20 protein-coding genes are annotated in these 24,290 nt (G+C 64.2%); 5 read left to right on the top strand and 15 right to left on the bottom strand.

Annotation, left to right across the window (positions count from 1 at the left end):
• Both pcaC and pcaD read right to left on the bottom strand, forming a co-directional pair.
• Entirely contained in the window at positions 1 to 354 is a 354-nt protein-coding gene (gene pcaC / locus DQG18_RS00240) for a 4-carboxymuconolactone decarboxylase (RefSeq protein WP_116652759.1), read from the bottom strand.
• Positions 355 to 388: 34 nt separating this feature from the next.
• Positions 389 to 1,189: a 3-oxoadipate enol-lactonase gene (gene pcaD, locus DQG18_RS00235; protein ID WP_116652222.1), complete on the bottom strand. Its 801-nt coding sequence runs from the start codon at positions 1,187 to 1,189 to the stop codon at positions 389 to 391.
• A 96-nt stretch (positions 1,190 to 1,285) separates the two neighbouring features.
• Here pcaD and pcaQ (DQG18_RS00230) point away from each other — a divergent pair, with 96 nt between their 5' ends.
• A complete protein-coding gene (gene pcaQ, locus DQG18_RS00230) occupies positions 1,286 to 2,200 on the top strand; it encodes a pca operon transcription factor PcaQ (RefSeq protein ID WP_116652758.1) in 915 nt (304 codons plus the stop codon).
• A gap of 402 nt (positions 2,201 to 2,602) precedes the next feature.
• Here the strand turns inward: pcaQ (DQG18_RS00230) and pcaF are convergent, their stop codons facing one another.
• From pcaF to DQG18_RS00215, 3 genes are all read right to left on the bottom strand, one after another.
• Positions 2,603 to 3,808, bottom strand: a complete 1,206-nt coding sequence (gene pcaF / locus DQG18_RS00225) for a 3-oxoadipyl-CoA thiolase (RefSeq protein ID WP_116652221.1) — start codon at positions 3,806 to 3,808, stop codon at positions 2,603 to 2,605.
• 2 nt (positions 3,809 to 3,810) lie between these two features.
• Positions 3,811 to 4,590: a CoA-transferase subunit beta gene (locus tag DQG18_RS00220; RefSeq protein WP_116652220.1), complete on the bottom strand. Its 780-nt coding sequence runs from the start codon at positions 4,588 to 4,590 to the stop codon at positions 3,811 to 3,813.
• Positions 4,591 to 4,760: 170 nt separating this feature from the next.
• Positions 4,761 to 5,606, bottom strand: a complete 846-nt coding sequence (locus DQG18_RS00215; protein WP_116652757.1) for a CoA transferase subunit A — start codon at positions 5,604 to 5,606, stop codon at positions 4,761 to 4,763.
• Between the two features lie 108 nt (positions 5,607 to 5,714).
• Between DQG18_RS00215 and pcaQ (DQG18_RS00210) the strand changes: the two genes are divergently transcribed.
• Positions 5,715 to 6,647, top strand: a complete 933-nt coding sequence (gene pcaQ / locus DQG18_RS00210; protein WP_116652756.1) for a pca operon transcription factor PcaQ — start codon at positions 5,715 to 5,717, stop codon at positions 6,645 to 6,647.
• On the opposite strand, the gene DQG18_RS00205 is transcribed toward pcaQ (DQG18_RS00210), so the two are convergent.
• The 8 genes from DQG18_RS00205 to DQG18_RS00170 all read right to left on the bottom strand — a co-directional run bounded on the left by DQG18_RS00205 (position 6,637) and on the right by DQG18_RS00170 (position 15,546).
• Positions 6,637 to 7,941 (bottom strand): TRAP transporter large permease, encoded by a 1,305-nt coding sequence (locus DQG18_RS00205; RefSeq protein ID WP_116652219.1) that lies wholly within the window; start codon positions 7,939 to 7,941, stop codon positions 6,637 to 6,639. The two genes, pcaQ (DQG18_RS00210) and DQG18_RS00205, sit on opposite strands and share 11 nt — an antisense overlap.
• On the bottom strand, positions 7,938 to 8,369 hold the full coding sequence (locus tag DQG18_RS00200; RefSeq protein ID WP_198669614.1) for a TRAP transporter small permease: 432 nt from the start codon (positions 8,367 to 8,369) through the stop codon (positions 7,938 to 7,940). The genes DQG18_RS00205 and DQG18_RS00200 overlap by 4 nt, the downstream gene beginning before the upstream one ends.
• A 128-nt stretch (positions 8,370 to 8,497) precedes the next feature.
• Entirely contained in the window at positions 8,498 to 9,619 is a 1,122-nt protein-coding gene (locus tag DQG18_RS00195; protein ID WP_116652755.1) for a C4-dicarboxylate TRAP transporter substrate-binding protein, read from the bottom strand.
• Between the two features lie 78 nt (positions 9,620 to 9,697).
• Entirely contained in the window at positions 9,698 to 10,573 is an 876-nt protein-coding gene (locus DQG18_RS00190) for an amidohydrolase family protein (RefSeq protein ID WP_116652217.1), read from the bottom strand.
• A gap of 1 nt (position 10,574) precedes the next feature.
• Positions 10,575 to 11,063, bottom strand: a complete 489-nt coding sequence (locus DQG18_RS00185) for a MarR family winged helix-turn-helix transcriptional regulator (RefSeq protein WP_116652216.1) — start codon at positions 11,061 to 11,063, stop codon at positions 10,575 to 10,577.
• A 280-nt stretch (positions 11,064 to 11,343) separates the two neighbouring features.
• Positions 11,344 to 12,927, bottom strand: coding sequence for an acyl-CoA dehydrogenase family protein (locus DQG18_RS00180; RefSeq protein WP_116652215.1), 1,584 nt, complete (start codon positions 12,925 to 12,927; stop codon positions 11,344 to 11,346).
• A 3-nt stretch (positions 12,928 to 12,930) separates the two neighbouring features.
• Positions 12,931 to 13,692, bottom strand: a complete 762-nt coding sequence (locus tag DQG18_RS00175) for an SDR family NAD(P)-dependent oxidoreductase (protein ID WP_116652214.1) — start codon at positions 13,690 to 13,692, stop codon at positions 12,931 to 12,933.
• A 3-nt stretch (positions 13,693 to 13,695) separates the two neighbouring features.
• Positions 13,696 to 15,546 (bottom strand): feruloyl-CoA synthase, encoded by a 1,851-nt coding sequence (locus DQG18_RS00170; RefSeq protein ID WP_116652754.1) that lies wholly within the window; start codon positions 15,544 to 15,546, stop codon positions 13,696 to 13,698.
• Positions 15,547 to 15,636: 90 nt separating this feature from the next.
• Here DQG18_RS00170 and DQG18_RS00165 point away from each other — a divergent pair, with 90 nt between their 5' ends.
• The 3 genes from DQG18_RS00165 to DQG18_RS00155 are packed head-to-tail and all read left to right on the top strand — an operon-like array spanning position 15,637 to position 17,796.
• Positions 15,637 to 16,431 (top strand): crotonase/enoyl-CoA hydratase family protein, encoded by a 795-nt coding sequence (locus DQG18_RS00165; RefSeq protein ID WP_116652213.1) that lies wholly within the window; start codon positions 15,637 to 15,639, stop codon positions 16,429 to 16,431.
• A 13-nt stretch (positions 16,432 to 16,444) separates the two neighbouring features.
• Positions 16,445 to 16,894 (top strand): MarR family winged helix-turn-helix transcriptional regulator, encoded by a 450-nt coding sequence (locus DQG18_RS00160; protein WP_116652212.1) that lies wholly within the window; start codon positions 16,445 to 16,447, stop codon positions 16,892 to 16,894.
• Positions 16,895 to 16,920: 26 nt separating this feature from the next.
• Positions 16,921 to 17,796, top strand: a complete 876-nt coding sequence (locus DQG18_RS00155; protein WP_116652211.1) for an amidohydrolase family protein — start codon at positions 16,921 to 16,923, stop codon at positions 17,794 to 17,796.
• A gap of 170 nt (positions 17,797 to 17,966) precedes the next feature.
• On the opposite strand, the gene DQG18_RS00150 is transcribed toward DQG18_RS00155, so the two are convergent.
• Positions 17,967 to 22,310: a translocation/assembly module TamB domain-containing protein gene (locus tag DQG18_RS00150; protein WP_116652210.1), complete on the bottom strand. Its 4,344-nt coding sequence runs from the start codon at positions 22,308 to 22,310 to the stop codon at positions 17,967 to 17,969.
• Positions 22,307 to 24,220, bottom strand: a complete 1,914-nt coding sequence (locus DQG18_RS00145; RefSeq protein WP_245958322.1) for an autotransporter assembly complex protein TamA — start codon at positions 24,218 to 24,220, stop codon at positions 22,307 to 22,309. Before DQG18_RS00145 ends, DQG18_RS00150 begins: the two co-directional genes overlap by 4 nt.
• Positions 24,221 to 24,290 lie beyond the last annotated feature (70 nt).

The following is a 24,290-nucleotide window of genomic DNA, read 5'->3' as shown; positions in this document are numbered from 1 at the left end:
CTATGCCTCCTTTAAGGATGTGAGGGCCTCTGACGCCAGTTTCATGGCGTGGTTGGCGTGCGGGACACCGGCATAGATCGCCACGTGCAGCAGCGCCTCGCGGATGTCGTCTTCGGTGGCTCCGGTGTTTTTCGTCGCCTTGATGTGCATGACCATTTCCTCGTAGTGCCCGAGCGCGGCCAGCAGCGCGATGGTGACCATGGAGCGCTCGCGCCTGGTCCAGTTGTCGCGCGACCAGACGTGGCCCCAGGCCGCCTCGGTGATAAGGGTCTGGAACGGGGCGCTGAACGGGGTCGTCGTTGCAACGCGCGCGTCGACATAGTCCGCGCCCAGAACCTTGCGTCGCGTCGCCATGCCCTGCTCGTAGCGCTTATTCTCCTGGCTCAAATCATTCTCCTTTCGATACCCGCCGGGCGAGCGCTGCAAGCGCCTCCGCCACCGGTCCGGGCGTTTCCATGCACGGGATATGTCCCGCGCCCTCGATAACTGAAAAGACCGCGCCGGGAATGGCGGCGGCAAAATCCCCGACCAGCGCGGGCGGGGTGGAACCGTCGTGTTCGCCCACGATCACCGCTGTGGGCACGGCAATGGCGGGCGTATCGGCACGCCGGTCATAAGCCGCAATCGCCTCGCAGGTCGCGAGATACCCTTCGACCGGCTGGCGCTCGAACATGGCGCGGGCCAGTTGATAGGCCGGGTTTTCGGGGGTGCGGAAACCGGGGCTGAACCAGCGCTCCATGATGCCGTCGGTGGTCGCGGCCAACCCCTTTTCGGCGATCAGCGCGATACGCTGGCGCCAGAAATCGGGCTCCCCGATCTTTGCGGCCGAGTTCGAGATCAAAAGCCCCGAGACGAGATCGGGCCGGGAGAAATAAAGCTCCTGGGCAACCTGCCCGCCGACCGACAACCCACAGACGATCGCACCGGAAATGCCCAGATGGTCCATCAGCCCGGCCAGATCAGCGGCATGGCCGGCAATGGTGTAGGGCGTCGCGCCGATGCCGGACAGCCCGTGCCCGCGCTTGTCGTAAGTGAGCGTGCCGGCCGTTTCATCGAGCCTTGCCAGCACATCGTCCCAGATGCGGAAATCGGTGCCCAGCGAGTTGATGAAGACGATCACCGGCGCCGCACCTTTTGGGGGGGCGAAGCGGTAATGGATCGCGATGTCACCGATCTGGGCGCTCTGCATGGGATACCTCCATGTATACATTGGAATGTGGCATTGGTTTTGTAAAATGAAATTTTAGGCTATATAGATAACCTATAGATTATGGAATTGCGCCTCATGCCGCAAACACGCATCCGGTTTCGTCATTTGCGGACCTTTATCGAGGTGGCTCGCCAGAAATCGGTGGGCCGGGCCGCCGATGTGCTGGGCGTCACCCAGCCCGCCGTCACCAAGACGATCCGGGAGCTCGAGGATATTCTGGACAAGCGCCTTTTTGAAAAAGAAGGACGCGGGGTGCGCATCACGCGCTATGGCGAGGTGTTCCTGCGCCATGCCGGCGCTTCGGTCGCCGCCGTCCAGCAGGGCATCGACAGCCTTTCGCGCCTCAATACCGGCGCGCCCGTCCGCATTGGCGCGCTGCCCACGGTTTCGGCCCGCATCATGCCCGCCGTCATGCGCAAATTCCTCGCCGAAGGGGCGGGTAGCCCGGTGCGGATCGTTACCGGCGAGAATCAGGTGCTTTTGGACCAGTTGCGCACCGGCACGCTCGATCTCGTCATCGGGCGGCTGGCTGCCCCCGAGCAGATGGCGGGCCTTACCTTCCAATATCTTTATTCCGAGCAGGTGCGGTTCGTCGTGCGCGACAACCACCCGCTCTTGTGGGATGCCCGTTTCGATTTCGCGCGCATCAGGGACTACCCCGTGCTGATGCCCACCACCGGCTCGGTCATCCGCCCCTTTGTCGAGCGCTATCTCCTCGCCCACGGCATGGCTGAATTGCCCCGGGCCATCGAAACGGTCTCAGATTCGTTCGGCCGCGCGTTCGTCGAGGAAACCGATGCGGTGTGGGTGATTTCCGAAGGGGTCGTCATCCGCGACATCGAGGCAGGGCGCCTGCGCTACCTGCCGGTCGACACCACCGAAACGCGCGGCGCGGTGGGATTGACGACACGGGAAGGGGCCGAGCAAACCGCCGCACTCGACATCATCGGCCGGACGGTGCGGGCAGTGGCGGAGGATCTGGCGGTTTAGAGCAGGTCAGTATTTGACGGAATCGTCGAGGTTCCCGCGATTGCGGTAGGTTCGGTCTGGACCCTGGGAATGAATCCCGGCGTGACGAGCGGGAATAGGGCAGGTAGCGGCCAAAATCATCAATGTCATTCCGGGACTCGTTCCCGGAATCCAGCGCGATCCAACCCCGACCGCCGTGGCGGGCCGTTTCCATCAAAACCTGAAACGATCTAGAAAACCTTCCGCCTTCTTGGCTGGCATCGCGCACCCCTCACCCCCTCTCCCTCAAGGGGAGAGGGGGGCTCGTAAGCCGACACATCCGCAGGGCCACCTTTTCCCCTTGAGGGAGAAGGTGGCCGGAGCGAAGCGGAGGTCGGATGAGGAGTGTTGCGATGCCGCCAAGGAAGTAAATGCTGATTGGTTTTAAACCGCCTCCAGCGCCGCCGCGATGCCTTGTCCGACGCCGATGCACATGGTGACCAGTGCCCGCTTCTTGCCCGTAAGGCTCATTTCCAGCGCAGCGGTCCCCGCGATGCGCGCGCCCGACATACCGAGCGGGTGGCCGAGCGCGATGGCGCCACCATTGGGGTTGACGTGATCGGCGTCCTCGGCAATGCCAAGGCCGCGTAGAACGGCGATGCCCTGGCTGGCAAACGCCTCGTTGAGTTCGACGAGGTCGAAATCGGCGGGCTCGATACCCAGACGGGCGGCGAGCTTCTGGGAGGCGGGCAAGGGGCCGATGCCCATGACGCGCGGGGGGACCCCGGCGGTCGCGCCGCCCGTGATGCGGGCCAGCGGGTTAAGGCCGTATTTCTTGACTGCCGCTTCCGAGGCGATGATCAGCGCCGCCGCCCCGTCATTGACGCCCGAGGCGTTGCCGGCTGTCACCGTGCCGCCTTCCTTTTTGAAGGGCGTGGGCAGCTTGGCGAGGGCTTCGATGCTGGTCGCGCGGGGATGCTCGTCTTTCTTCACCACCACCGGATCGCCCTTGCGTTGGGGAATGGTGACGGCAACGATCTCTTTCGCCAGCCGGCCATTGGCCTGCGCGGTGGCGGCCCTGGTCTGGCTTGCAAGGGCAAACCGGTCCTGATCCTCGCGGCTGATCTTGTAATCCTCGGCGACGTTCTCGCCCGTTTCGGGCATGGAATCGACGCCATGGAGCTTTTTCATCACCGGATTGACGAAGCGCCAGCCGATGGTCGTGTCGTAGATCTCGGCATTGCGCGAAAAGGCGCTGGTTGCCTTGGGCATGACGAAGGGCGCCCGGCTCATCGATTCCGTGCCGCCCGCGATGATGAGGTCGGCTTCCCCCGCCTTGATGGCGCGGGCCGCGACCAGCACCGCGTCGAGCCCCGAACCGCACAGCCGGTTGATGGTCGTGCCGGTGACCGAGACGGGATAATCGGCGAGCAGAAGGCTCATGCGGGCGACGTTGCGGTTGTCCTCGCCGGCCTGATTGGCGTTACCGAAGATGACATCGTCGACGGCCTCGAGATCGACCGAGCCGTTGCGTTCGGCCAGCGCCTTGAGGACGATGGCCCCCAGATCGTCGGGGCGCACGGCGGACAGCGCGCCGCCGAACCGCCCGATGGGGGTGCGGATATAATCGCAGATATAAGCCTTGGTCATGCTCATGCCGCCTTTCCGCCCTCATGGGCGCGCCGTGTGCGCTCTTGCAGATCGCGCAGGGTGGTGATTTCAAGTTCGGTCGGAGCCGGGGTTTCCTCCAGATTGTCGGCGAACTTCACCGTCCACCCGCAGGTTTCCTGCACCATGTCGCGGGTAACGCCCGGATGGAGCGAGACGACGGTGAACTCCCTGGTCACCGGATCGGGCTTCCAGATGGCAAGGTCGGTGATCAGAAGGGCCGGGCCCTTGGTCGTGATCCCGAGACGCTGGCGGTGATCGCCGCCCTCGCCGTGACCGAACGAGGTGAAAAAGTCGATCTTTTCAACCATCGAGCGCTGGGCCTGCTTGAGCGTGATGTAGATCTCGCCGCAGGAGGTCGCGATCTCGGGCGCACCGCCCCCGCCGGGCAGGCGCACCTTGGGCTTGTGATAATCGCCGATCACCGTGGTGTTGATATTGCCGAACTTGTCGATCTGGGCGGCGCCCAGGAACCCGATGGAAATGCGTCCGCCCTGCAGCCAGTAGCGGAACATCTCGGGCACCGCGACGGTTGAAACGGCGGTTTCGCACAACTCACCATCGCCGATCGACAGGGGAAGCACGTCCGGGGCCGTGCCGATGGTGCCGCTCTCGTAGATGAGCGTGATATCGGGGGCATGGGTCAGGCGCGCCACGTTGCAGGCCGCCGAGGGCGCTCCGATGCCGACAAAGCACACATCCTTTGAGGTCAGCGCGCGGCTTGCGGCAATGGTCATCATTTCATTGGGGGTGAAATCGGTCATTGGTCAATCCTCGCACTCAGTGTCCGTGGCTTCTGGACCCCGGGAATAAATCCCGGGGTGACGAACCGGGGAGTAGGTGGGGTAACGAACAAAACACTATTGTCATTCCGGGGTTTATTCCCGGAATCCAGTGCTGCTCCCGTCGATGTCGATGTGATCCCGTGCATCGCTCAAAGTCCCTTGATCCGTTCGGCGAACGCCTCTGGCGTTGCCTTGAGCACGTTCTCGTCCATCCATTGGGCGAACAGTTCCCGGTCGCCCGAAATCTTGTCCCATTCGAGATAGGCCGCGTTGTCGCGGGCGTAGTAGCCGTGGGTATAGGAAGGATGCGCGCCGCCCTTGACGACGCTGATCGCGGTCACGGTCCAGTGGGGCAGAATGGTGAGGTTGGGGTGGAGGCCCTTGAAATCGGGGACGATCTCCTCGACGGTCACGACGACCCGCCTGGCGGCGAGCGCGGCTTCCTTTTGCACCCCGACGATCCCCTCGATCAGGACGTCACCCTTCTCGTTGGCTTTCTGGGCATGGATGAAGGTGACGTCGGGCCGATGCGCGGGAACGGTCGCCAGTTCCTCGCCGGTATAGGGGCAGGTGATCGATTTGATATCGGGGTTGACCTTGGGCAGATCGGCGCCCTTGTAGCCGCGGAACACGGCCAGCGGCAGGCCGGCGGCCCCCGCCTCATAGGCGTTGGCCATGGCGGCATGGGAGTGCTCGACCGTTTCGATGGCGCGCGGATAGCCGTTCTCGATGGCATCGCGCATCCGGCGCAACAGCCCCACGCCGGGGTTGCCCGCATAGGAAAAGATGACCTTTTGGGCGAGCCCCATGCCGATCATCTGGTCATAGATGATGTCGGGGGTCATGCGGATCAGCGTCAGATCCTTGAACCCCTGCCGGATCACTTCATGCCCGGCGGCGTGGGGAATGAGATGGGTAAAGCCCTCGAAGGCGACGGTGTCGCCATCATTGAGGTTCTCGCGCACCGCCTCTACAAGCGGCATGACCTTGCTCATGGGTTCGGCATCCAATCAAAATATAACCGTACTCCATTTAACACTGGCTGAATAAGCCGGTAAAATGATAAATTGGGGCAATTGTATAACTGTAGGGAATAAATGCTCATGGCTGCCCCACTCATCGATCCGCGCATCCGGCTACGCCACCTCACCGCTTTCGTCGAAACCGAAAGGCAGGGTGGCGTTGCGGCGGCGGCCGCGGCTTTGGGGTTGACCCAGCCCGCGATCTCCAAATCGCTGGCCGAACTCGAGGACATAGTGGGGGTTGCCCTTTTCGACCGTTCGCGCCGCAAGCTCGAGCTTTCCGGATTTGGCGTCATGTTCCTGCGCTACGCCAATACCGTGGTTGCGGCGCTGCGGCAGGGCATGAATGCGCTGGCCGACGCGCAGGGAGCGGAATCGGTGGTGCGGCTGGGCGCGCTGCCCTCGGTCGAGGTCGAGATCGTTCCTCAGGCCGTGGCCCGGTTTGCATCGGAAGCGCTTGGCCGTCGCGTCCACGTGGAAAGCGGCCCCAGCCCTCATCTTTTAGGATTGTTGCGCGCCGGCTCGCTCGATTTTGTCGTGGGGCGTATGCCCGATCCCGGCGTGATGGCCGGGCTCACCTTCGAGCATCTTTATTCCGAAACGCTGGTCCTTGCCGTCCGTCCGGATCATCCGCTCGGGGGGCAAGAAAAACTCGATCTTTCGATGGTCGAGAGCTACCCCGGCCTCGTGCCGCCGCGCGGCGCGATCATCCGGCCCACGGTCGAAGCCCTGCTGGTCGCGGCGGGAACCGGCCGCCTGGCGCGTGAGATCGAAACCGTCTCCAACTCGTTCGGCCGCGCCTATACGCTGCTGACCGATGCGGTGTGGTTCATATCCCGCTCGGTGGTTGCCGAAGACCTCGCGCGGGGCGAGTTGATCACCTTGCCGGTCGACATGGCGGCAAGCCATGGCGCGATTGGGATCACCACGCGGGCCGGAAACGATTTCGATATGGCGACCGCTGCCCTGATGGCGGCGGTGCGCGATGCGGCGTATGGCCGTGTCAGCCCATGAGATTGGGCAGGAACAGTGCGATCGCCGGGAACGTGACGAGCAGGGCGACGACGACAAGATCGGCAAGAAGAAACATCGCCACGCCCTTGAAGATATCGGTGAGCGTTGCATATTTGCCCGCCACGTTCCTGATGACGAAGACGTTCATGCCGAGCGGCGGGGTGATCATGCCGATTTCGAGGAGCTTGACGAGGAACACCCCGAAAAACACCAGATCGATGTTCTGGGCGTTGAGCACCGGCAACAGCACCGGCAGCGTTACCAGCATGGCGCCGAACGGCTCCATGAACATGCCCAGGATCAAATAGATGACGGCGATGATGAGCATCAGCTCGAAATAGCCCAGCTCGAAACCGGCCACCGAACTGGAGATAAGCCCGGCCACGCCGGAAAGCCCCAGGAAGCGGGTGAACATCACGGCGCCGACCCCGATGATGAACAGCGACGCGCAGGTCGAGAGCGTTTCGAGAACCGAATGGCGGATGACAGTCCAGTTCAGCCGGCCGGTGATGGCGACCAGAACGATCGCGCCAGCCGCGCCGATGGCCCCGGCCTCGGTTGCCGTGAACAGGCCCGAGAACAGGCCGCCAAAGACGAATCCGATCAGCGCCAGAAGCGGCCAGACCGTGCGGAAGACATCGCGGCCATCAAGCTTTTCCACCCCGATCGGCTGGCTCGGTACGATATCCTTGCGCAAGGCCGCTATCAGCATGATGACGACGATATAGCTTGCCGCCGTCAAAAGCCCCACCGTTATCCCTGCGACAAACACCCGGGTCACCGAGGTTTCTGCGAAGACCCCGTAGATGATCATCAGAATCGAGGGGGGGATCAGCGCGCCGATTGTGCCGCCGGCGGCGAGAGTGCCCGTTGCAAAGCTGGGGCGATAGCCCGCATTGACCATTTCGGGGATGGCGATGCGGCCAAGCGCGGCGGCGGTGGCAAATGATGAGCCTGAAACAGAAGCGAACCCCGAGCAGGCGGCGATCGCGGCGACGCCCAGCCCGCCGGGCACCTTGCGCAAGGCGACCTTGGCCGCATCGAACAGCCCTGTCGTCAACCCCCCATGATAGGCGATAAAGCCCATCAACAGGAACATGGGGACCGCCGAAAGTGTCCAGCTTGCGATGAACTGGTGGGGCGTGTTGGAGATGACGCCGATGGCCGGTTGGAGCCCGAGCAGATACCAGACCCCGGCAAAGGAAATCGAGATCATCGAGATGGCGACCGGCACGCGGAGTGCCAGCAGGACAAAGAGCGTGCCGAGCCCTATCATCCCGACGGTGAGGTTCATTCCTGTGATCCTTCGATTGGGGGCACGAACCCGCGGTAGAGGGACACGATGGCCGCCAGCCCGAAACCTATGGGAAGCGCGAAATAAGCCGGCCAGACCGGGATGGCCATCGAAAGGGAAATCACGAAACTTTTGACGGCGAACTCGCGCATGGCGACCAGCCAGGTGGTATAGGCGAGCGCCGCATAGGCCGCGCCCGATACCGCCGCGACGAAAATCTCGTTGATCCGCCCGATCCGGCCGGTGAACAGGGGGCTGAAGATGTCGACGGTGATCATGTCGCCCCTGCGCTCGGCCCAGGCGAGGGGCAAAAAGGCCAGAAGCACCATGTAGTATTGCGAGACGATCTCGACCGTCGCGGGTATGGGCGCGCGCATCACGTGACGGGAAATCACGTAACCCGTAATGTGCAAGAGCATCGCGATCATCGCCAGGGCTCCCACAAGGGCGAGGCCGCTGGCAACCGCGGATATGAAGCTGTCGATCCTGTAGCGCAAGATTCTCGTGCCCCTTATCAAGGGGCAAGGCCGGGCAGGGGCCGGCCTTGCCATGCCTGTCAGAGACCGTAGGTGGTCCAGTCCACCTTGTCCCACACCTCCTGCTGGACGCGGGCGGCGATGGCGTCGGTGTCGTTGCCCGTTTCCTCGATGATCCCGGTCCATTTCTCGACGAGATCGCGGAACCGTTCGATTTTCTCGGCGGCGCCGGTGACCCCGAGCTGGGATTCGGCGATCGAAACAGCGGCCTCGAGATCGGCGGTGCGGAACGCGTTGGTCGCATCGAGAACGTCCTGGCCGGGGATGAGAATTTCCATGCCGTTATCAACGGCGATCTGACGCGCCTGAACCGCGCGTTCATAGCCCCAGTTTTCGGTAAAGAGTGCGCTCGAGCGGTTGGCCGCGCGGGCCAGGCCCTCCCTTTGCTCTGGGCTCAACTCGGCCCAGGTGGTGTTCGCCACCGTGAAGTTGGACGTGGTGTGATAGGTGCCGAGCGGCACTTCGATGATATATTTGGCGATATCGACCAGGCGATACGAGATAAGGTCTCCCACCGAGGCCATAGTGCCGTCGATGACGCCCTGCGACATGGACTCGAACGTATCGTTGACCGGGATCTGGGCGGGCGCGGCGCCCACCGCTTCGGCCCAGCGCGCATAAGGCGCGCCGCCCGAGCGCAGGCGAAGGCCCTGGAGATCGGCCAGCGTATTGACCGGCTTTGTGGTGATCAGCACGTAGACGTCCGAGGACCCCGCCCCCACGAAGACGCCGCCCATCTGCTTGAACTCGGCCTGACATTCCTCGCATGTGACTACATATTCGGTCATCGCCGCGCCCATGGCGTGGGGCGTGGTGGCCAGAAACGCCAGATCCGCGGTCAGAACGGTGTTGGGCAGGTCGCCCGGCACAAAGAGCGGCAGAAGGTTGGCAACCTCGGCGAGCGAGGATTGCAGCGCCTCCTTGGTCTGGGTGACGCTCACCACTTCGGGACCGATGAGCGTGCCATCGAGCTCGCCATTGGTTTCCTCGGGCAGGAAGATCGCAAAGGTCTTGTAAAGCGGGTCGGCTGCCGGGTGCACCGGGGGTGCGCCGGGCGCGATGCGCAGGCTCCGCGCTTCGGCCGCGCCCGCGGCCAGGACCGCAAGCGAAGCGACAGCAATAAGCTTGGTTATCTTGTTCATTTCCGTCCTCCCGGCCAGGACCATCCCGGCCGCTCCTGAAAAGTTGAATGGGTAGTCCGGTCGCTTGGCGCGATCTTGTTATGGTCGGTTTGCGAGCAGCCGCATGGCGTTCTGCTTGAGGATCAGCGGGCGAACCTCGGGCTTGATGTCGAGCGCCTCGAAATCCCTGAGCCAGCGGTCGGGCATGATCGCGGGCCAGTCCGAGCCGAACAGCACCCGGTCCCTGAGCAGGGTGTTGGCGTATCGGACGAGAATTTCGGGGAAGTATTTCGGCGACCAGCCCGACAGGTCGATATGGATGTTGGGCTTGTGGGTCGCCACCGCCAGCGCCTCCTCCTGCCAGGGAAAGGAGGGGTGGGCGAGAATGATTTTCATGTCCGGGAAATCGGCTGCCACATCATCGAGATAGATGGGATTGGAATATTTGAGCCGCATGCCGTTGCCGCCCCGCATGCCCGCGCCGACACCGGTCTGGCCGGTGTGGAACAGGGCCGGGACCCCGGCCTCCTCGATCGCCTCGTAAAGCACATAGGCCGAGCGGTCGTTGGGATAGAACCCCTGATACGTTGGATGGAACTTGAAGCCCCGAATCCCGAAATCCTCGACCAGCCGCCGCGCCTCGCGCGCGCCGAGCCTGCCCTTGGCCGGATCGATCGAAGCGAACGGGATGAGGATATCGGCATGCTCGGCGGCAAGCTCGGCCATCTCCTCGTTGGCGTAGCGGCGAAAGCCGGTCTCGCGCTCGGCATCGACTGGAAAGATCACCGCCGCGATCCGGCGCTCGCGGTAATAGGCCGCCGTCTCGGGAATGGTGGGCGGGTGTTTGAAGGGCGAGCGAAAATAACCCGCCATCGCCTCCTGAAACTCGTCATACCCGTCATCGGCGTGCGTGCCGCAGGGCTCCTCGGCGTGGGTATGGAAATCGATGGCAACGATGTCGTTGAAATCGATCATCTCACAGCCCGCCCTTTTCCGGCCAGCCGGCGATCTTGCGGGTCAGCGCGATCAACTGGGCGTGCTCGTCGTCGGTGAGCATCGAGAGCGCTTCCCGGTCGAGCCGGTCGATCATGTCGCGGGAGGCCGCGATCTGGCGCTTGCCCTCCTCGGTGACGGTGAGGACCACGGCCCGCCGGTCGCTGCGCGGTACGTGGCGCGCGATCAGGCCCTGATCCTCGAGCGTGCGCACCAGCATGGTCATGTTCGACCATTTGACCTTCAATATGTCGGCCAGAACGCCCTGCCGGATGCCGGGGTTCTCCGAAACGGCCATCAGGACGGTGAACTCGGAAATCCTGATCGCGCCGTCGGGATAAAGGGCAAAGAAATTGTCAAAGGAGGTGAGCTGGGCAATGCGCAGCATCAGCCCGGCAGTGCTCGTAAGCGCGCCGAGTGAAATGCCGGCAGCTTCGGTCTCGTCCTGGACGAGCTTGCCTGTTTCAGCCATGAGCTGATCCTGTCCCCCCGCATGCCGCTGTCGGGCATGGTATTGTTCAAAACTGAACTGTTTAAAAATAAACTATTTCCAGTGGGTGACGTCAAGAGGCAAAAGTGCGCGCCGACGGTATGGGGAGTATCGCGCAGTCATGGAGGCTGGATTGCCGGATAAACCAGGCAACGATGAAGGGTGGAGAATGGAAGGGTTTGATCGTGGAGATCAGGGGCGCTGCCGCGGGCGCGAGTCTCTCTACCATCGTCTCCCGGTTTATCCGGGTGATCCGGCACCCCTATCCGCAAAGAGCGTCGTAATAGGCAAACTGCGCACAAAGGCCGGTGATGGCCTGGGTCTCGCCGATGCGGTGGGCCATGAGGGCAGAGACCGCCGCCCACGCGGCCCGCATATAGGCGTCGGCCCAGTAAAGGGCAGCGTCGGTGTCGGCCTGCATCTCGTCCATACGCACGCTCAACGCGGCGAACCCGTCGAGTATGGCCAGAACCTCTTTATTTCCGGAAGCCTCACTGCGGGCGCGGTTAAGGAAGAGAGCGAGCCCCCGCCCCTCGTCGCGCCAAAGTCGCCGGGTGAGGAAATCGAGGGCCTGCATGCCTGTGGTGCCCTCATAGATTGTCATCACCCGCGCGTCGCGCAGATGCCGCTCGAGCGGCCATTCCCGGGTATAACCCGCGCCGCCGAGCACCTGGATGGCCCGGTTAGCAATATCGAACCCGGCTTCGGCGCCGAAATTCTTGATCAGCGGCAGCATCCAGCCCGAGAGCGCGGCCAGCTCCCCGTCGCCCTCGATGCGCGCCATGTCCATCATGGTGGCGATATCGAGGACAGCCGCGCGCAGGATTTCGGTCGTTGACCGGATTTCGAAAAGCTGGCGCCTGACATCGGGGTGCCGGGCGATGGCGACCGGCGGCTGGTCCGCTGCGCCGCCTTGATGCCGTTCGCTGGCATAGTTTTCCGCGATATCGGCGGAGGCCGAGGCGAGCCCCAGCCCCTGGCAGCCGGTGGCGACCCGCATCAGCTCGATCATCGTGAAAAGCTGCGGCAGGCCCCGGCCTTCCTCGCCGAGCAAAAGGGCGTGCGACCCCTCGAACCGCATCGCACAGGTCGGCGAGGTGTGCAGCCCGAGCTTTTCCTCGATGCGCTCGATGACCACCCCGTTGGGCTTGCCGTCGATGGTATCGGGTACGAGAAACAGGCTCAGCCCGCGCGTGCCGGGCCGCTCATTGGTCCGGGCTAGCACGCAATGGCCGATACGTTCGGCAAGGTCGTGATCGGCAAAGGAAATCCAGATCTTGTTGCCCGAAACGATCCATTCGCCGCCCCTCAATTCCGCCCGCGTGCGCAGCCGCCCCACATCGGACCCCGCATCGGGCTCGGAAATGCAGATCGTTGCGGCCCATTGCCCCGAGGCAAGATTGGGCACCCATTCTGCGGCTATTTCCCCATCGGTGACTTCGGCCAGCAGGTGGGCTGCGGCTCGCGCCGAAGTCGCCGCCATCATCAGCGCTGTGCAGGCCCGGTCGAAGAGAGAGAAGGCAGCGGCCTGCAGCGTGAGGGGCAGTCCCTGTCCGCCCAACGCTTCGGCAATGTCCATGCCCAGCCACCCCGATCGGGCGAACTGATGGTAGGCGTCCGCAAATCCAACGGGCAGCGTTACACGCCCGTCGGCAAATCTCGCGCCTTCCCTGTCGCCGGGCCCGCCGAGCGGGTCGAGCACACCTTGGGCAAAGTCCGCCGCCGCCTCGAGGATCGCTTCGGCGGTCTCGTCGTCACAATCGGGCCGGAGCGATTTGAGCCGCGCCCAGCCCGGGGTGCGGGCCAGAATTGCGAGGGTGCGGCTGACTTGCTCGTGATAGGACATGGCTTATTTGGGCTGCATACGGATAGCGCCGTCGAGCCGGATCACCTCGCCGTTGAGGTACTGGTTCTCGATGGCAAAGCGGACCGCATCGGCAAATTCGGCCGGATCGCCGAGCCGGGAGGGGTAGGGAATGGCGGCGGCAAGGCTTTCTTGTGCTTCGGCGGGCAGGGTGTGGAGCAGGGGGGTGAGGAAGATGCCCGGCGCGATGGTGTTGACCCTGATCCCGAAGCGGGAGAATTCGCGCGCTGCCGGCAGGGCCATCGAGACGATGCCGCCCTTGGAGGCCGAATAGGCGGCCTGCCCGATCTGCCCCTCGAAAGCGGCGACCGAGGCGGTGTTGACGATCACCCCGCGCGCCTTGTCCTCGCGCTCATCGAGCGCCGCCATGCGCTCGGCGGCCAGCCGCATCATGTTGAAGGTGCCGATGAGATTGACGCGGATAACGGTCTCGAAATCGGCCAGCGCCATCGGGCCTTCGCGCCCAAGGATGCGGCCCGCCGTGCCGATGCCCGCGCAATTGACGAGGATGCGCAGTCCGTCTCCCGCCGTGTTTGCAGCATCGAGCGCCGCTGCGGCTTCTATTTCGCTCGTCACGTCTCCCGAAACGGCAACGCCGCCGATATCTGTGGCGACGCGGCTGGCGGCCTCGGCGTTGCGATCAAACACGTGGACGACGGCGCCGCGCTCGGCGAGCAGCCTAGCGGTGGCTTCACCAAGGCCCGATCCGCCCCCCGTCACCAGTGCGCCAGCGCCCTTTATCTTCATGGTTCAGCTCCTTTTTGGGGCCGTGATGGCGCGCGGATCGCCCGCATAAAGCGCCCGCACCAGATCGTTGTGGTTGCGGAGAACCGCGCGCTGGTTGATGGACCCTTTGTCGGTCACTTCACCCTTCTCAAACCGCAAGGGTTCGGCAAGGATCATCACCCGCTTGATGCGCGAGGCGGAGCCGGTGGCCTGGGCCTGATGGGCGGCGAGCTTTTCGGCAAGGGCGGCGCGCACCGCCGGGTGGGCGTAGAGTTCGGCTTCAGGCAGCCTCTGCCCCTCGGGGAGCAGGGCCCTCAGCGCAGGGATGGCCGGGACGAGCAGCGCGCCGAGCTCGGCTTCGTTCTCCCCGGTGATCACCGCATCGCGGATCAGCCCGCTGAACTGGTTGACGATTCTTGCCCTGAGATCGCCCACCGCAACCCATGTGCCGGTCCGGAGCTTGAAATTTTCCGCGGTGCGGCCATCGAAGTAAAACCCCTTGGAGGGGTCGCCATCGACGGCAAATTTCACCGCGTCTCCGATACGGTAAAACCCTTCCTCATCGAACGCCTCGGCGGTGAGCTTTTCGTTGCGCCAGTAGCCGGGGGTGATGTTGGGGCCCTTGAGCCGGAGCTCGTATTTGCCCTCGACGGGCACGAGCTTGACGGTGACCCCTTGCGCGGGAATGCCCACATTGCCCGGGCGGTCCTGCGGGTCGGTGCAATAGAGCGAAAAGGGGGCGGTTTCGGTGGAGCCGAGCCCGGTGGTCATCAGGATGCGGTGGCCGGTCGCCTGTTCGGACAAGTCGATCAGTGCGTCCCAAGTGTGCTGGGCAAGCCCTGCCCCGGCATACATCATCAGCTTGAGGTTGCGGAAAAAGGAGGTGCGCAAATCCTCGTCCTCGCGCATGGCGTTGACCAGCATTTCAAAGCCGGCCGGCACGTTGAAGGCCCAGGTCGGCGAGACGTCCTTTAGATTGGCGATGGTCTGCCCGAACAGGGCCGGGGTCGGCTTGCCCCGGTCGATATAGTAGCTGCCGCCATTATAGATCGTGAGGTTGAAGACCTTGTTGCCGCTGGCCGTATGGTTCCACGGCGCCCAGTCGACGACGACCGGCGGTTCCTCGCGGAAATAGGAATAGCAGTCCACGATCATTTCCTGATTGGAGCACAGCATGCGCTGGGTCTGGATCACCGCCTTGGGCGAGCCGGTCGTGCCGGAGGTAAAGAGGAATTTTGCGATCGTGTCGGGCCCGGTCGCATCGAACGCGCGGTCGACCTCGGCAGTGGGTTCGGTTGCAAGGATATGCTCGAAATCAAAGACGTTGGCCCGGTCCCCGGGCACGTTCCGTGCGGTCGCAAACGCCATCCCGGGGCCGAACCCGGCATCGACAGGCTGGCGGAACACCGCGCCGTCATCGGCAAACACCATGCCGGGCGTGATCTGGCCGGCGATGTCGCGCAGTTTTGAGTAATCGGTCGAAACCGTGGCGTAGGCGGGCGCCAGCGCAGCCGAGGGGATGCCCACATGCTGGGCGCCCAGCGCCATCAGCGCGTGCTCGATCGAATTTTCCGAAAGGATGATGAGCGGCTTTTCCAGCGACAGGCCGTGATCGAGCAGGAACTGGCCGATGGCGCGGACATGGCGCAGCGCTTCGGCGTAGGTGACCTTGCGCCATGGGCCGGTATCGTTCCGGTCGGCCATCCACACCCGGTCGGGCGCGACCTCGGCCCAGTGGAGCAGCCGCTCGTTGATCTTGTCGGGATAGGGGCCAAGCGGATCCTCGCGCCAGACGATGATCTCCCCGTTGGGGCGATTTTCCCACCGCACGACGGGCGACCAGATTTTGACATCACGCAAAGGCCTGGGCGTCACGATCACCTCCCTGTCCACATCCCGAAATTCGTTTACAAGGAAACAATCTACATGTAAACGATCAAAAACCAGCGTTGAGGAGATTACGACATGGCGGGCGCCAGTTCAGCCGAATTCGTCACTTACGAGCGCAAGGGGGACGTGGCCCTTGTGGGACTGAACCGACCGCAAAAGCGCAACGCGATCAGCGACCGTTTCGTCGAGGAAATCGGCCTTGCCGTCGCCAAAGCGCAGAGCGAGGCCAAGGCCGCCGTGTTGTTTGGGCATGGCGACCATTTCTGCGCCGGGCTCGATCTTGCCGAGCACGTCAAGAAATCGCCCATCGAGGGCGTGCACGGCTCGCGGCGCTGGCATGGGGTGTTTTCGGGCATCGAGCACGGCACGATCCCCTGGATTTCCGCGCTGCACGGCGCGGTGGTCGGCGGCGGGTTCGAGCTTGCCGCCTCCACCCATATCCGGGTTGCCGACGAGACGGCCTTTTTCGCGCTTCCCGAGGGCCAGCGCGGTATTTTCGTGGGCGGTGGCGGTTCGGTGCGTATCGCCCGGCTCGTGGGCGTTGCGCGGATGACCGACCTGATGCTGACCGGGCGCGTCGCCTCGGCCGAGGAGGCCGAGCGCTGGAACATCGTGCAATATGTCGCCCCAAAGGGCACGGCGCTGGACAAGGCCATGGCGCTCGCCCAGACAGCGGCGGGCAATGCCGAGATCTCCAACTACGCGATCATCAACGCCCTGCCGCGTATTCAGGACATGGCAAAGGAGGACGGACTGTTCGTCGAATCCTTCATCGCATCGTTCACCGCGACCAGCCCCGAGGCCGAGGAACGGCTCAACGCCTTTCTTGAAAAACGCGCGCCCCGCCTCAAGGCGCCCGGCTCGGCCTGAGGCCGATCCATCCATGGCCGCCCGCTCCCCCGCAGACGTTGATCTTGGCAGGCTCGAGGGCGCGCTGGGATTCCTCTTGCGCCTCGCCCAGCTCAGGACCCAGGCCCGGTTTTTCGAGGAAAACGCCGAAGCCGACTTCAAGCCTGGCGAATTCACCGTATTGTGGGTCATCTGGCACAATCCCGGTATCCGCCAGAGCGTGCTGGGACAAAAACTGATGATCAAGCGCGCGCACATGACCAAGCTCGTGCGCTCGCTCGAAGACCGGGGGCTGGTCACCCGCCGCATCCCGGAAGATGATCGCCGCGCGGTCGAATTGACCCTTTCGACGGGGGCGGAAACCCAGATGAAAAGGGCTGAGACGCGGTTCTTTGCCTTTGAGGAGCGCATCGGTGCGCCTCTTTCAAAGACCGAGGTCGAGCAGTTGAACGTGCTCCTGCGCAAATTTCTCGGCCTTGGCTAAACCTTCCGGACGTTCAGGAATCCCCCATGAATATTGACGAGCTCATCGCCATCGACATCCACACCCACGCCGAGGAGCCCTGTTGCGGGACGCGCGATGACGGGTATGACGCCTTCCAGGCGGCGATGGCGAAATATTTCAAGAACCCGGGCGGCGCCGAGGGCATGCTGCCTTCGGTGCAGCAGACGGCGGATTATTACCGCGAACGCCGGATCGGCTGCGTGATCTTTCCGGTCGACGCCGAGCGCGAGACCGGCTTCAGGCGTTACCGCAACGAGGAGGTTGCCGAGATCGCGGCGCAAAACGCCGATATCATGATCTCCTTTGCCTCGATCGATCCCGCCAAGGGCAGGCTCGGTGCGCGCGAGGCGCGGCGGCTGGTGCGCGAATTCGGGGTGAAGGGCTTCAAGTTCCACCCCACCATGCAGGGGTTCTATCCCAATGACCGCGCCGCCTATCCGCTTTACGAAGCCATCGCCGAGGAAGGCGCGATCACCCTTTTCCACACCGGCCAGACGGGGGTGGGGGCGGGCATGCGAGGGGGGATGGGCATGAAGCTCAAATACTCCAACCCCCTTCATCTCGATGACGTTGCGGTCGATTTCCCCGACATGCCGATCATCCTCGCCCACCCGTCCTTTCCCTGGCAGGACGAGGCGCTTTCGGTCGCCACCCACAAGCCCAACGTCTATATCGACATGTCCGGCTGGTCGCCGAAATATTTCCCGCCCATCCTCGTGCGCTACGCCAATTCGCTCCTCAAGCACAAGATGCTGTTCGGCTCGGACTGGCCCGCCATAACCCCGGACCGCTGGCTTGCCGATTTCGAGAACATCGAGATCAAGGACGAGGTGCGCCCGCTCATCCTCAAGGAAAACGCCCGCAGGCTGTTGAAGCTCTAACGGGCGTTCAGAGGAGCGTCCGGATCAGAAAAAGAAGATCCAGAGCAGAATGATGATGGGGATCGGGATGCCGATCAGCCAGAGCAGGCCTGCACGAAACATGTTGCTTTTGTCCCTTGTTGTTCACATGGGGGGATAAGCGCTGGCCGACGCCAAGGTTCCCTGCGGGGTCAGTAGTCCTGCTCGTAGAAAATGCCCACCGAGGAATCGCCATCCGTCCCGGTTGCGCCCCGGGCGCGCAGGGAATCGGTGATTTCAAGGTCGATCGTCACCCGGCTCTGCCCGCCCGCGCCCGCTTCGACCCCCAAATAAAGCTCGTCGCTGAGATAGCGTCCGGCGCGCACCCCGGCATTGCCTTCGGCATCGGTCACGATGTCGAGATCGTCAAGGCCGGTGGCCTGCCGCAAGCTGTCGAGCAGCGAATTGTTTCCCCCGCCGCCGGCAAATTCGGCCGCCGCGGCGGCGAGTTGGGCAAGCTGGAGCGGTGACAGATCGCCCACGCTGCGATTGAACAGGAGCTGCGCCAGCACCTCGTCCTCGGGCAGCATAGGCTGCGAGGAAAAGGAAATCTGGGGCGCCGAGGCGCGGCCGGTTACCGTGACGAAGACCGTGATCCCTTCCCCCTCGGTCCGTGCAACGAGATCGATAAAGGGATCGAGGTCCCCGATCAGGGTCACCGTGCCGCTCTCGAAATCGATGCGCTGGCCGAGAATGGCGAGCCGCCCCCGGATCAGTTCGAACCCGCCGACCGGCTCGATGGCGGCGAGGTTTCCGGTGATCCTGAGGCTTCCGCCCACCTCCGCATCGAGCCCGCGCCCGCGCAGGAAAATCTGGTTGGGCGCCGATATGGCGACATCGAGCCTGATGGGGGCGGGCGCAGCCGCATTGCCCTGGGCCCGCTCATCGGCGCGGGCGCGGGCCAGCGTCGCTGCAACCTCACCTGGCGCATTGCGGTGTTCCACCGCGACCAGTGTGCTGTCGGGCCCGAACCCTTCGGGGATGGTGATATCGGCCCGTTGGATGGCGATATTGCCCGAAAGCAGCCCCCCCGCGGTGAGCGGCCCGGTAAAATTGAGACCCCCGTTGAGCGTTGCGACCAACAGATTGCCGTCGGCATAGCGCGCATTGTCGAGCGTGATCGCGACATTGGACGTCAGATTGGCGTCAAGGCCGATGGTGCCGGACGCCGAGACCACGCCGCCGGTCACCAGCCTCGCCGAAGCGGAATTAATGGTCACCGCGCTTGCCGAAAGCGTGGCGCTGGCGTTGATATCCTGCAGCCTCAAGGCCAGCGCGGGGTCGATATATTCCGCGCCCGCCACCGATACGCTGCCGGAAAATCGTGGATCGTCGATCCGGCCGGTCACGCGCGCGTCGAGACTGGCCGTGCCGATCACTTGCGCACCGCTGTCGGCGATGAAACGGTTGGCGAGCGAAAGCGGGATCGACCCGTCGATGGCGATATCGAGGCCGTTACCCGCAAGGGGAATGACGCCCTGCGCCGTGGCGCTCAACCCCTGCGACCCCGTCGCGCGCGCATTGGTGAGCGTTACCCGGTTGTCGGCAAAGCTGCCCTCGGACGAAACGCTCAAGGGTGCGATCCCCAATTCGTTTATCGCCGCCGCGCCAAGCCCGCCCCCCTCGATCGCGAATGTGGCGCGCGGATCGCTCGGGGTCCCCGAAATCCGGGCTGTACCATCGAGCGTGCCGGCGAGGCCAAGGCCGGGAACGACGGTGTTGGCGATGTTGAGGGGGAGAGCGGTGACTTCGAGCGCGATGTCGAGGGTTTCGCCCGCGCTGCCGGTGGCACTGATGCGGCCCGATCCTATGGCCAGATCGACGCCTGAGAACTGGACCGTGTCATTGGCAACGGTAAGCGTTGCCGGCGCGCTCAACCGCGCCGAAAGCTCGCCTTGCGCCAGAGAGAAATTCTCGAGCGCGATGCGGTAGCCGTCGGTTATCGGCGCGAGCGAACCGGAAAGGGTCGCATCGGTCTGGTTGGCGAGCCGCGCGGAGCCGGAAAATTGCGTGTTGCGGCCCGTGGCGTTGGCGGTCAATTGCAGGGTTTCGATGTCGAGCCCGCCCGCCGACGCACCCGACGCTTCGACGGTGCCGTCGATGGTGGGCACATCGAAGAGATTGACCACCGCGCCCTCGATGCGGCCCGAGCGGAGCGCAATGTCGCCGAAAACGATGTTGTCGAGATTGGCGCTGACGAAGGCCGATTGCGTGCCGTCGCCGCGCGTCAGCCTGATATTGGCGGTTGCCGCTCCCCGCGCCTCGACCAGCGCCAGCGCGGCGGCGGTCTCGATATTGGGGGCGTTGAGCGCTATCCGGCCCTCCAAGAGCCCCGAGGCGAGGCGGTTGAGATTGCCCGAGAGGTCCGTGCCGGGCGCAGAGAAGGCGATATCCGAGAGGACCAGGCGCTCGGCATTGGCGTCGATGCCCGAATGGAGCGAAATCCGATGCCCTTCGAGGAACGCGGTGCCTTCGACCTCACCGACAAGGCCGGTCTCGCGGTTGATGCCGGTAAACCCGATCCGGGCGTCGCGCAGCGCACGGTCGGCCAACTCGCCCTGCGGCACGGTTGCCGTAAGCACCAGGTCAAGGACGCCCTCTTCCCCCGCAGCCGTTCCCGAAACGGTCAGTTCTCCGGTCGCGTCGGGCGAAAGCGCGGCAAGGTCGGCCAGAACGATATCGAACCCGAAATCGGCCGCGTTGCTGGAGAACGTTCCGTCGGCGGTGAGCGAGACCTCGGAGGTCGTCAGCGCAAAGTTCTCCGCCACGATGCCCGCCTCAGTCCGCGCGATGCGGCCCGAAAGCTGCGCCTCGCCGCCGATCAGGCTGTCGGCGACCGGCTCGCCGACCGAAAGGTCGCGCGCCGTCCCGTCAAGCGTCAGATCGAACCCCCCGATGGCGGGGGAAAGCGTGCCGGCGGCATCGAGGGCAATGGCGCCCGACAGATCGCGCCCGGCCAGCCCCGAGAACGGAGCGAGCGTATCGGCATCGAGCGCGATATCGCCCTCAAAAACGCCGCCGTCGATCTCGCCCGCCATTTCGAGCAGGAGTGCCTGGCCCACCAGGCGCAATTGCGCCAGTTGCACCGGATCACCCGCCTCCCAGAGCCCCGCGACGCCAAAGCCGATGCGCGCACCCAGCGCATCTGCGATTTCAGGCGAGCGGGCGGCAATGCCTTCAGCGGTGCCGTCACCGTTGAAGGTGATGCGCCGGGTGGCAGGATCGTCAAGATTGGCGGCGATGCCGTTGGCTGTAAGAGCGAAGCGCTCCGCGCCGAAATCGGGAGTTTCGAGCCCTTGGACCTCGAGCGTGCCCAGCCAGTACTCGGAATCTTCCGCCCCGAAATCTACCGAGAACCGCCCCCGATCTATCTTTGTCGTGGCGCCCGGCACGGGCAGGGTCACGGGCCCGTCATCGGCAATCCCGATCTCGCCCTTGATGTCGAGACGGCGCAAGAACCAGTCGGCAGTCGTCGCTCCGGTGGCGTTGAGGGAAAGCTGGCCGCCCGAAAGGTTGAGCTGCATCAGATCCAGCCCCCCGGCATCGGGCAATAACGCGTTGAGTGCGAGCGTGGTTTGCGCCCCGAAGAAATCGCCATAGGCAGCGGGAAGGATATCGGCGACCGGTCCTTCGAGCGCTGCATCGATAGCAAGCCCCCGGGTGCTCTCGTTGAGGGTTCCTGCGCCGGTGAGAATGCGCTGGTTGCCTGCATCGAAAGTCAGAGCCACCGAGAGGTCCTCAATGGGGCCTGCGCCCGATAGCCCCAATGCGATCTCGGGGCGACCCTCGATATTGAGAAGGTTGGCGAGAATTCCGTTCTCCGGCTCGATCAGTTGCAGGTCGAGATCGATTTCGCGGGTTTCATTGGCGTAGGCGAGATCGAGGGCAAGCGTGCCGCCCGGACCGTCCAGCCGTTCGATATCGAACTCGGCGTCGATGGCGCCGCCTTCGAGGGTCATCGATCCGGACACCGAGATTTCCGAACCGAGCCCGAAAACCTCCTCGCCGAACCGGACGCGGGGTACGGAAAGGCTTTCAAGAACGATCGCGACGGGAAATTCGGGTACGGAGAACCCGCCTGCTTCTGGCGAGGGCATGCCCGGTTCCTCGGTGGAAACGGGATTGCGAACGTAGGTGATGGAATCGGCGGAAAGCGAGCGCACCTCGAGGCGCCCGAACAGCAGCGCGCCCTGGTTCCAGTTGATCGCGGCGTTCTCGATGATCAGCCAGATGCCCTCGGTATCGGAAATGGTGATCTGGCCGATCGAGGCTTCCGAGGACAGCGCCCCCTCGATATTGGTGAGCCTTATCTGCCGGTCGGGCGAGGAAATCTGGTTCTCGACGAACGAGACAAGGCCCGAGCGCTGCGCCTCGGCATCGAGCGTTGCCGCGCGCGCCAGCGTATCGAGGAGGCTTTCCTCGGCCTCCTGCGCCGGGGCGGCAACCGGAGCCAGCGCCAGCGCACCGGCGCAGCAAAGAGCGGCCAGAGACCTCAAAACGCCTGTCCTATCCCTACATAAAGCGCATAGTCGGGATCACCCGCGCGCTTGTTGAGCGGCAGGGCGAGATCGAGCCTGATCGGCCCCAGCCCGGTATGATAGCGCACCCCGACGCCCGCCCCCAGCCGCAACTGGTCGAGGCCGGGGAAGGTATCGGCGGCGACATAACCGCCATCGACGAACGCCACCGCGCCCCATTCGTCCGTGAACCGGGCGCGCGCCTCGATCGAAGCCTCGAGCAGATAGCGCCCGCCGGTCACCCGGCCCGTACCGTCGTCCACCCCGATCGAGCGGTAGCCATAGCCGCGCACCGAGCCGCCGCCGCCTGCGAAAAACAGCATGTCGGGCGGAATTTCACCCAGCGCCGGCCCGGCCAGCGCCCCGGCGCGCACCCGGCCCGCAAGGATCACGTTGTTGTCCGCCCCGAACCCGAAATAGGTCCGCGCCTCTGCGGTGGCCCGGACGATGGCGTTGCGATATTCAAATTCGTAAACCGGATCGATGGTCCCCGCGATATAAAAGCCCTCGGAGGGATCGAGCTGGGAATCGCGATTGTCGAACGTTCCCGCGCCGTAAAGGCCAACGGTCGTGAAATTGCGGTTGGCGCCGAACGTCCGGTCGTTCTCGAACAGCGAATGCTTGATCTGGAAGCCGCCCTCGGCGCTGATCTGGTCGGTGAAAAGGTGACTAAGCCCGATCCTTCCGCCAGCCGAGGTTTCCGTATAGAGCGGCAGCACCGTGCGCTGGACCGAAACGGCGGTCATCAGATCGGTATCGGGGGTGAAGATACCGGGCTTGGTGAACGTGCCGCCGAACGCATAGTCGAACTCGGCGGTATCGACCGGCCAGCCGATCCCGGCAATCCTGGCGTCGAGCCTGAGCCTTTCGGCCTGCCCGAACAGGTTGCGGTGCAGCCAGAACCCTTCCACCCCCAGCCCGTCGATGGTCGAGAACGTCGCGCCGACACCGAAGCGCCGCAACGCCTGCTCCTGGACGAAAACGGTGAAGGGGAGCGACGAATCCGGGCTGACGGTTTCGGCGGCCTCGATCCGAAGCGCCCGGAACACATCGAGCCGCGCCAGCCGCTCGCGGGCCAGCGCGATGTCGTCGGGGTCGTATTCTGCGCCCGGCACGAGCCCGGTCTGCCGCACGACGAAATCGGGGGCCATGTTTTCGGCGCCCTCGACAACAACCGGCCCGATCGTTGCATAGCGCCCGGGATCGAGCGTTATGCGCACATCGAGCAGACCCGTTGCGTGGTCGGCGACGACCTCGCGCGACCCGATCCTGGCCTTGGCGTGTCCCTGCTGCCGCCAGGCCTGGACGAAAAGCTGCTCGGCCTGCGAAATGACAGTGGCCCGCGCCACGTCTCCCTCGACAAAACCGCGCTCCCGGGGCGCCTCGACCACATCGCGCCGGTCGGTGGCCTCAGGCGCGCGATTGACGACATCGAGCCTGCCGAAGCGGAACTGGCGGCCCGGATTGACGGTGACGGCGACGAGAGCGGGTTCGTTCACCCGTGCGTCGGGCGGAATGGAATTGGCTTCCCGCCCATCGACGCGGATGGAGATCGCCCCCCCATAATAGCCGTGGTTGTAAAGCGCTGCGAGCAGCCGCGCATAATCGCCCCGCGCCCGCGCCAGAAGGCCCGGAGCGCCCGAAGCGGGCTGTTCGCGGGCGGTCCACAGGCTCGATGCGGCGCGCAACGCCTCATCGAGCGCCGCATCGGCGCCGGTTTCCAGCGTCAGTTCATAGGTGCGGGGATCGGCGATGATCGCTTCGGCGTCCTCGCTGCTGTCCCCGCCGAAAAAATTGATGCCGAACAGCTCGAACGCCACCGCAGGCTGGGCGAAAAGCCCGAGCGCGAGAACGAGCGCGGCAATCCTTGAGGTTTCAAATGGCTTCACGGCTGGTACGCAATCAATTCAATCCATCCCGCATGCGCACCCCCCGCTTGGGACCTCGGCCGCAATTGAT

Origin of the sequence: Pelagibacterium sediminicola, assembly GCF_003390885.1 — a bacterium.
Lineage (GTDB): Bacteria > Pseudomonadota > Alphaproteobacteria > Rhizobiales > Devosiaceae > Pelagibacterium > Pelagibacterium sediminicola.
This window is presented reverse-complemented; position numbering and strand designations above follow the sequence as displayed.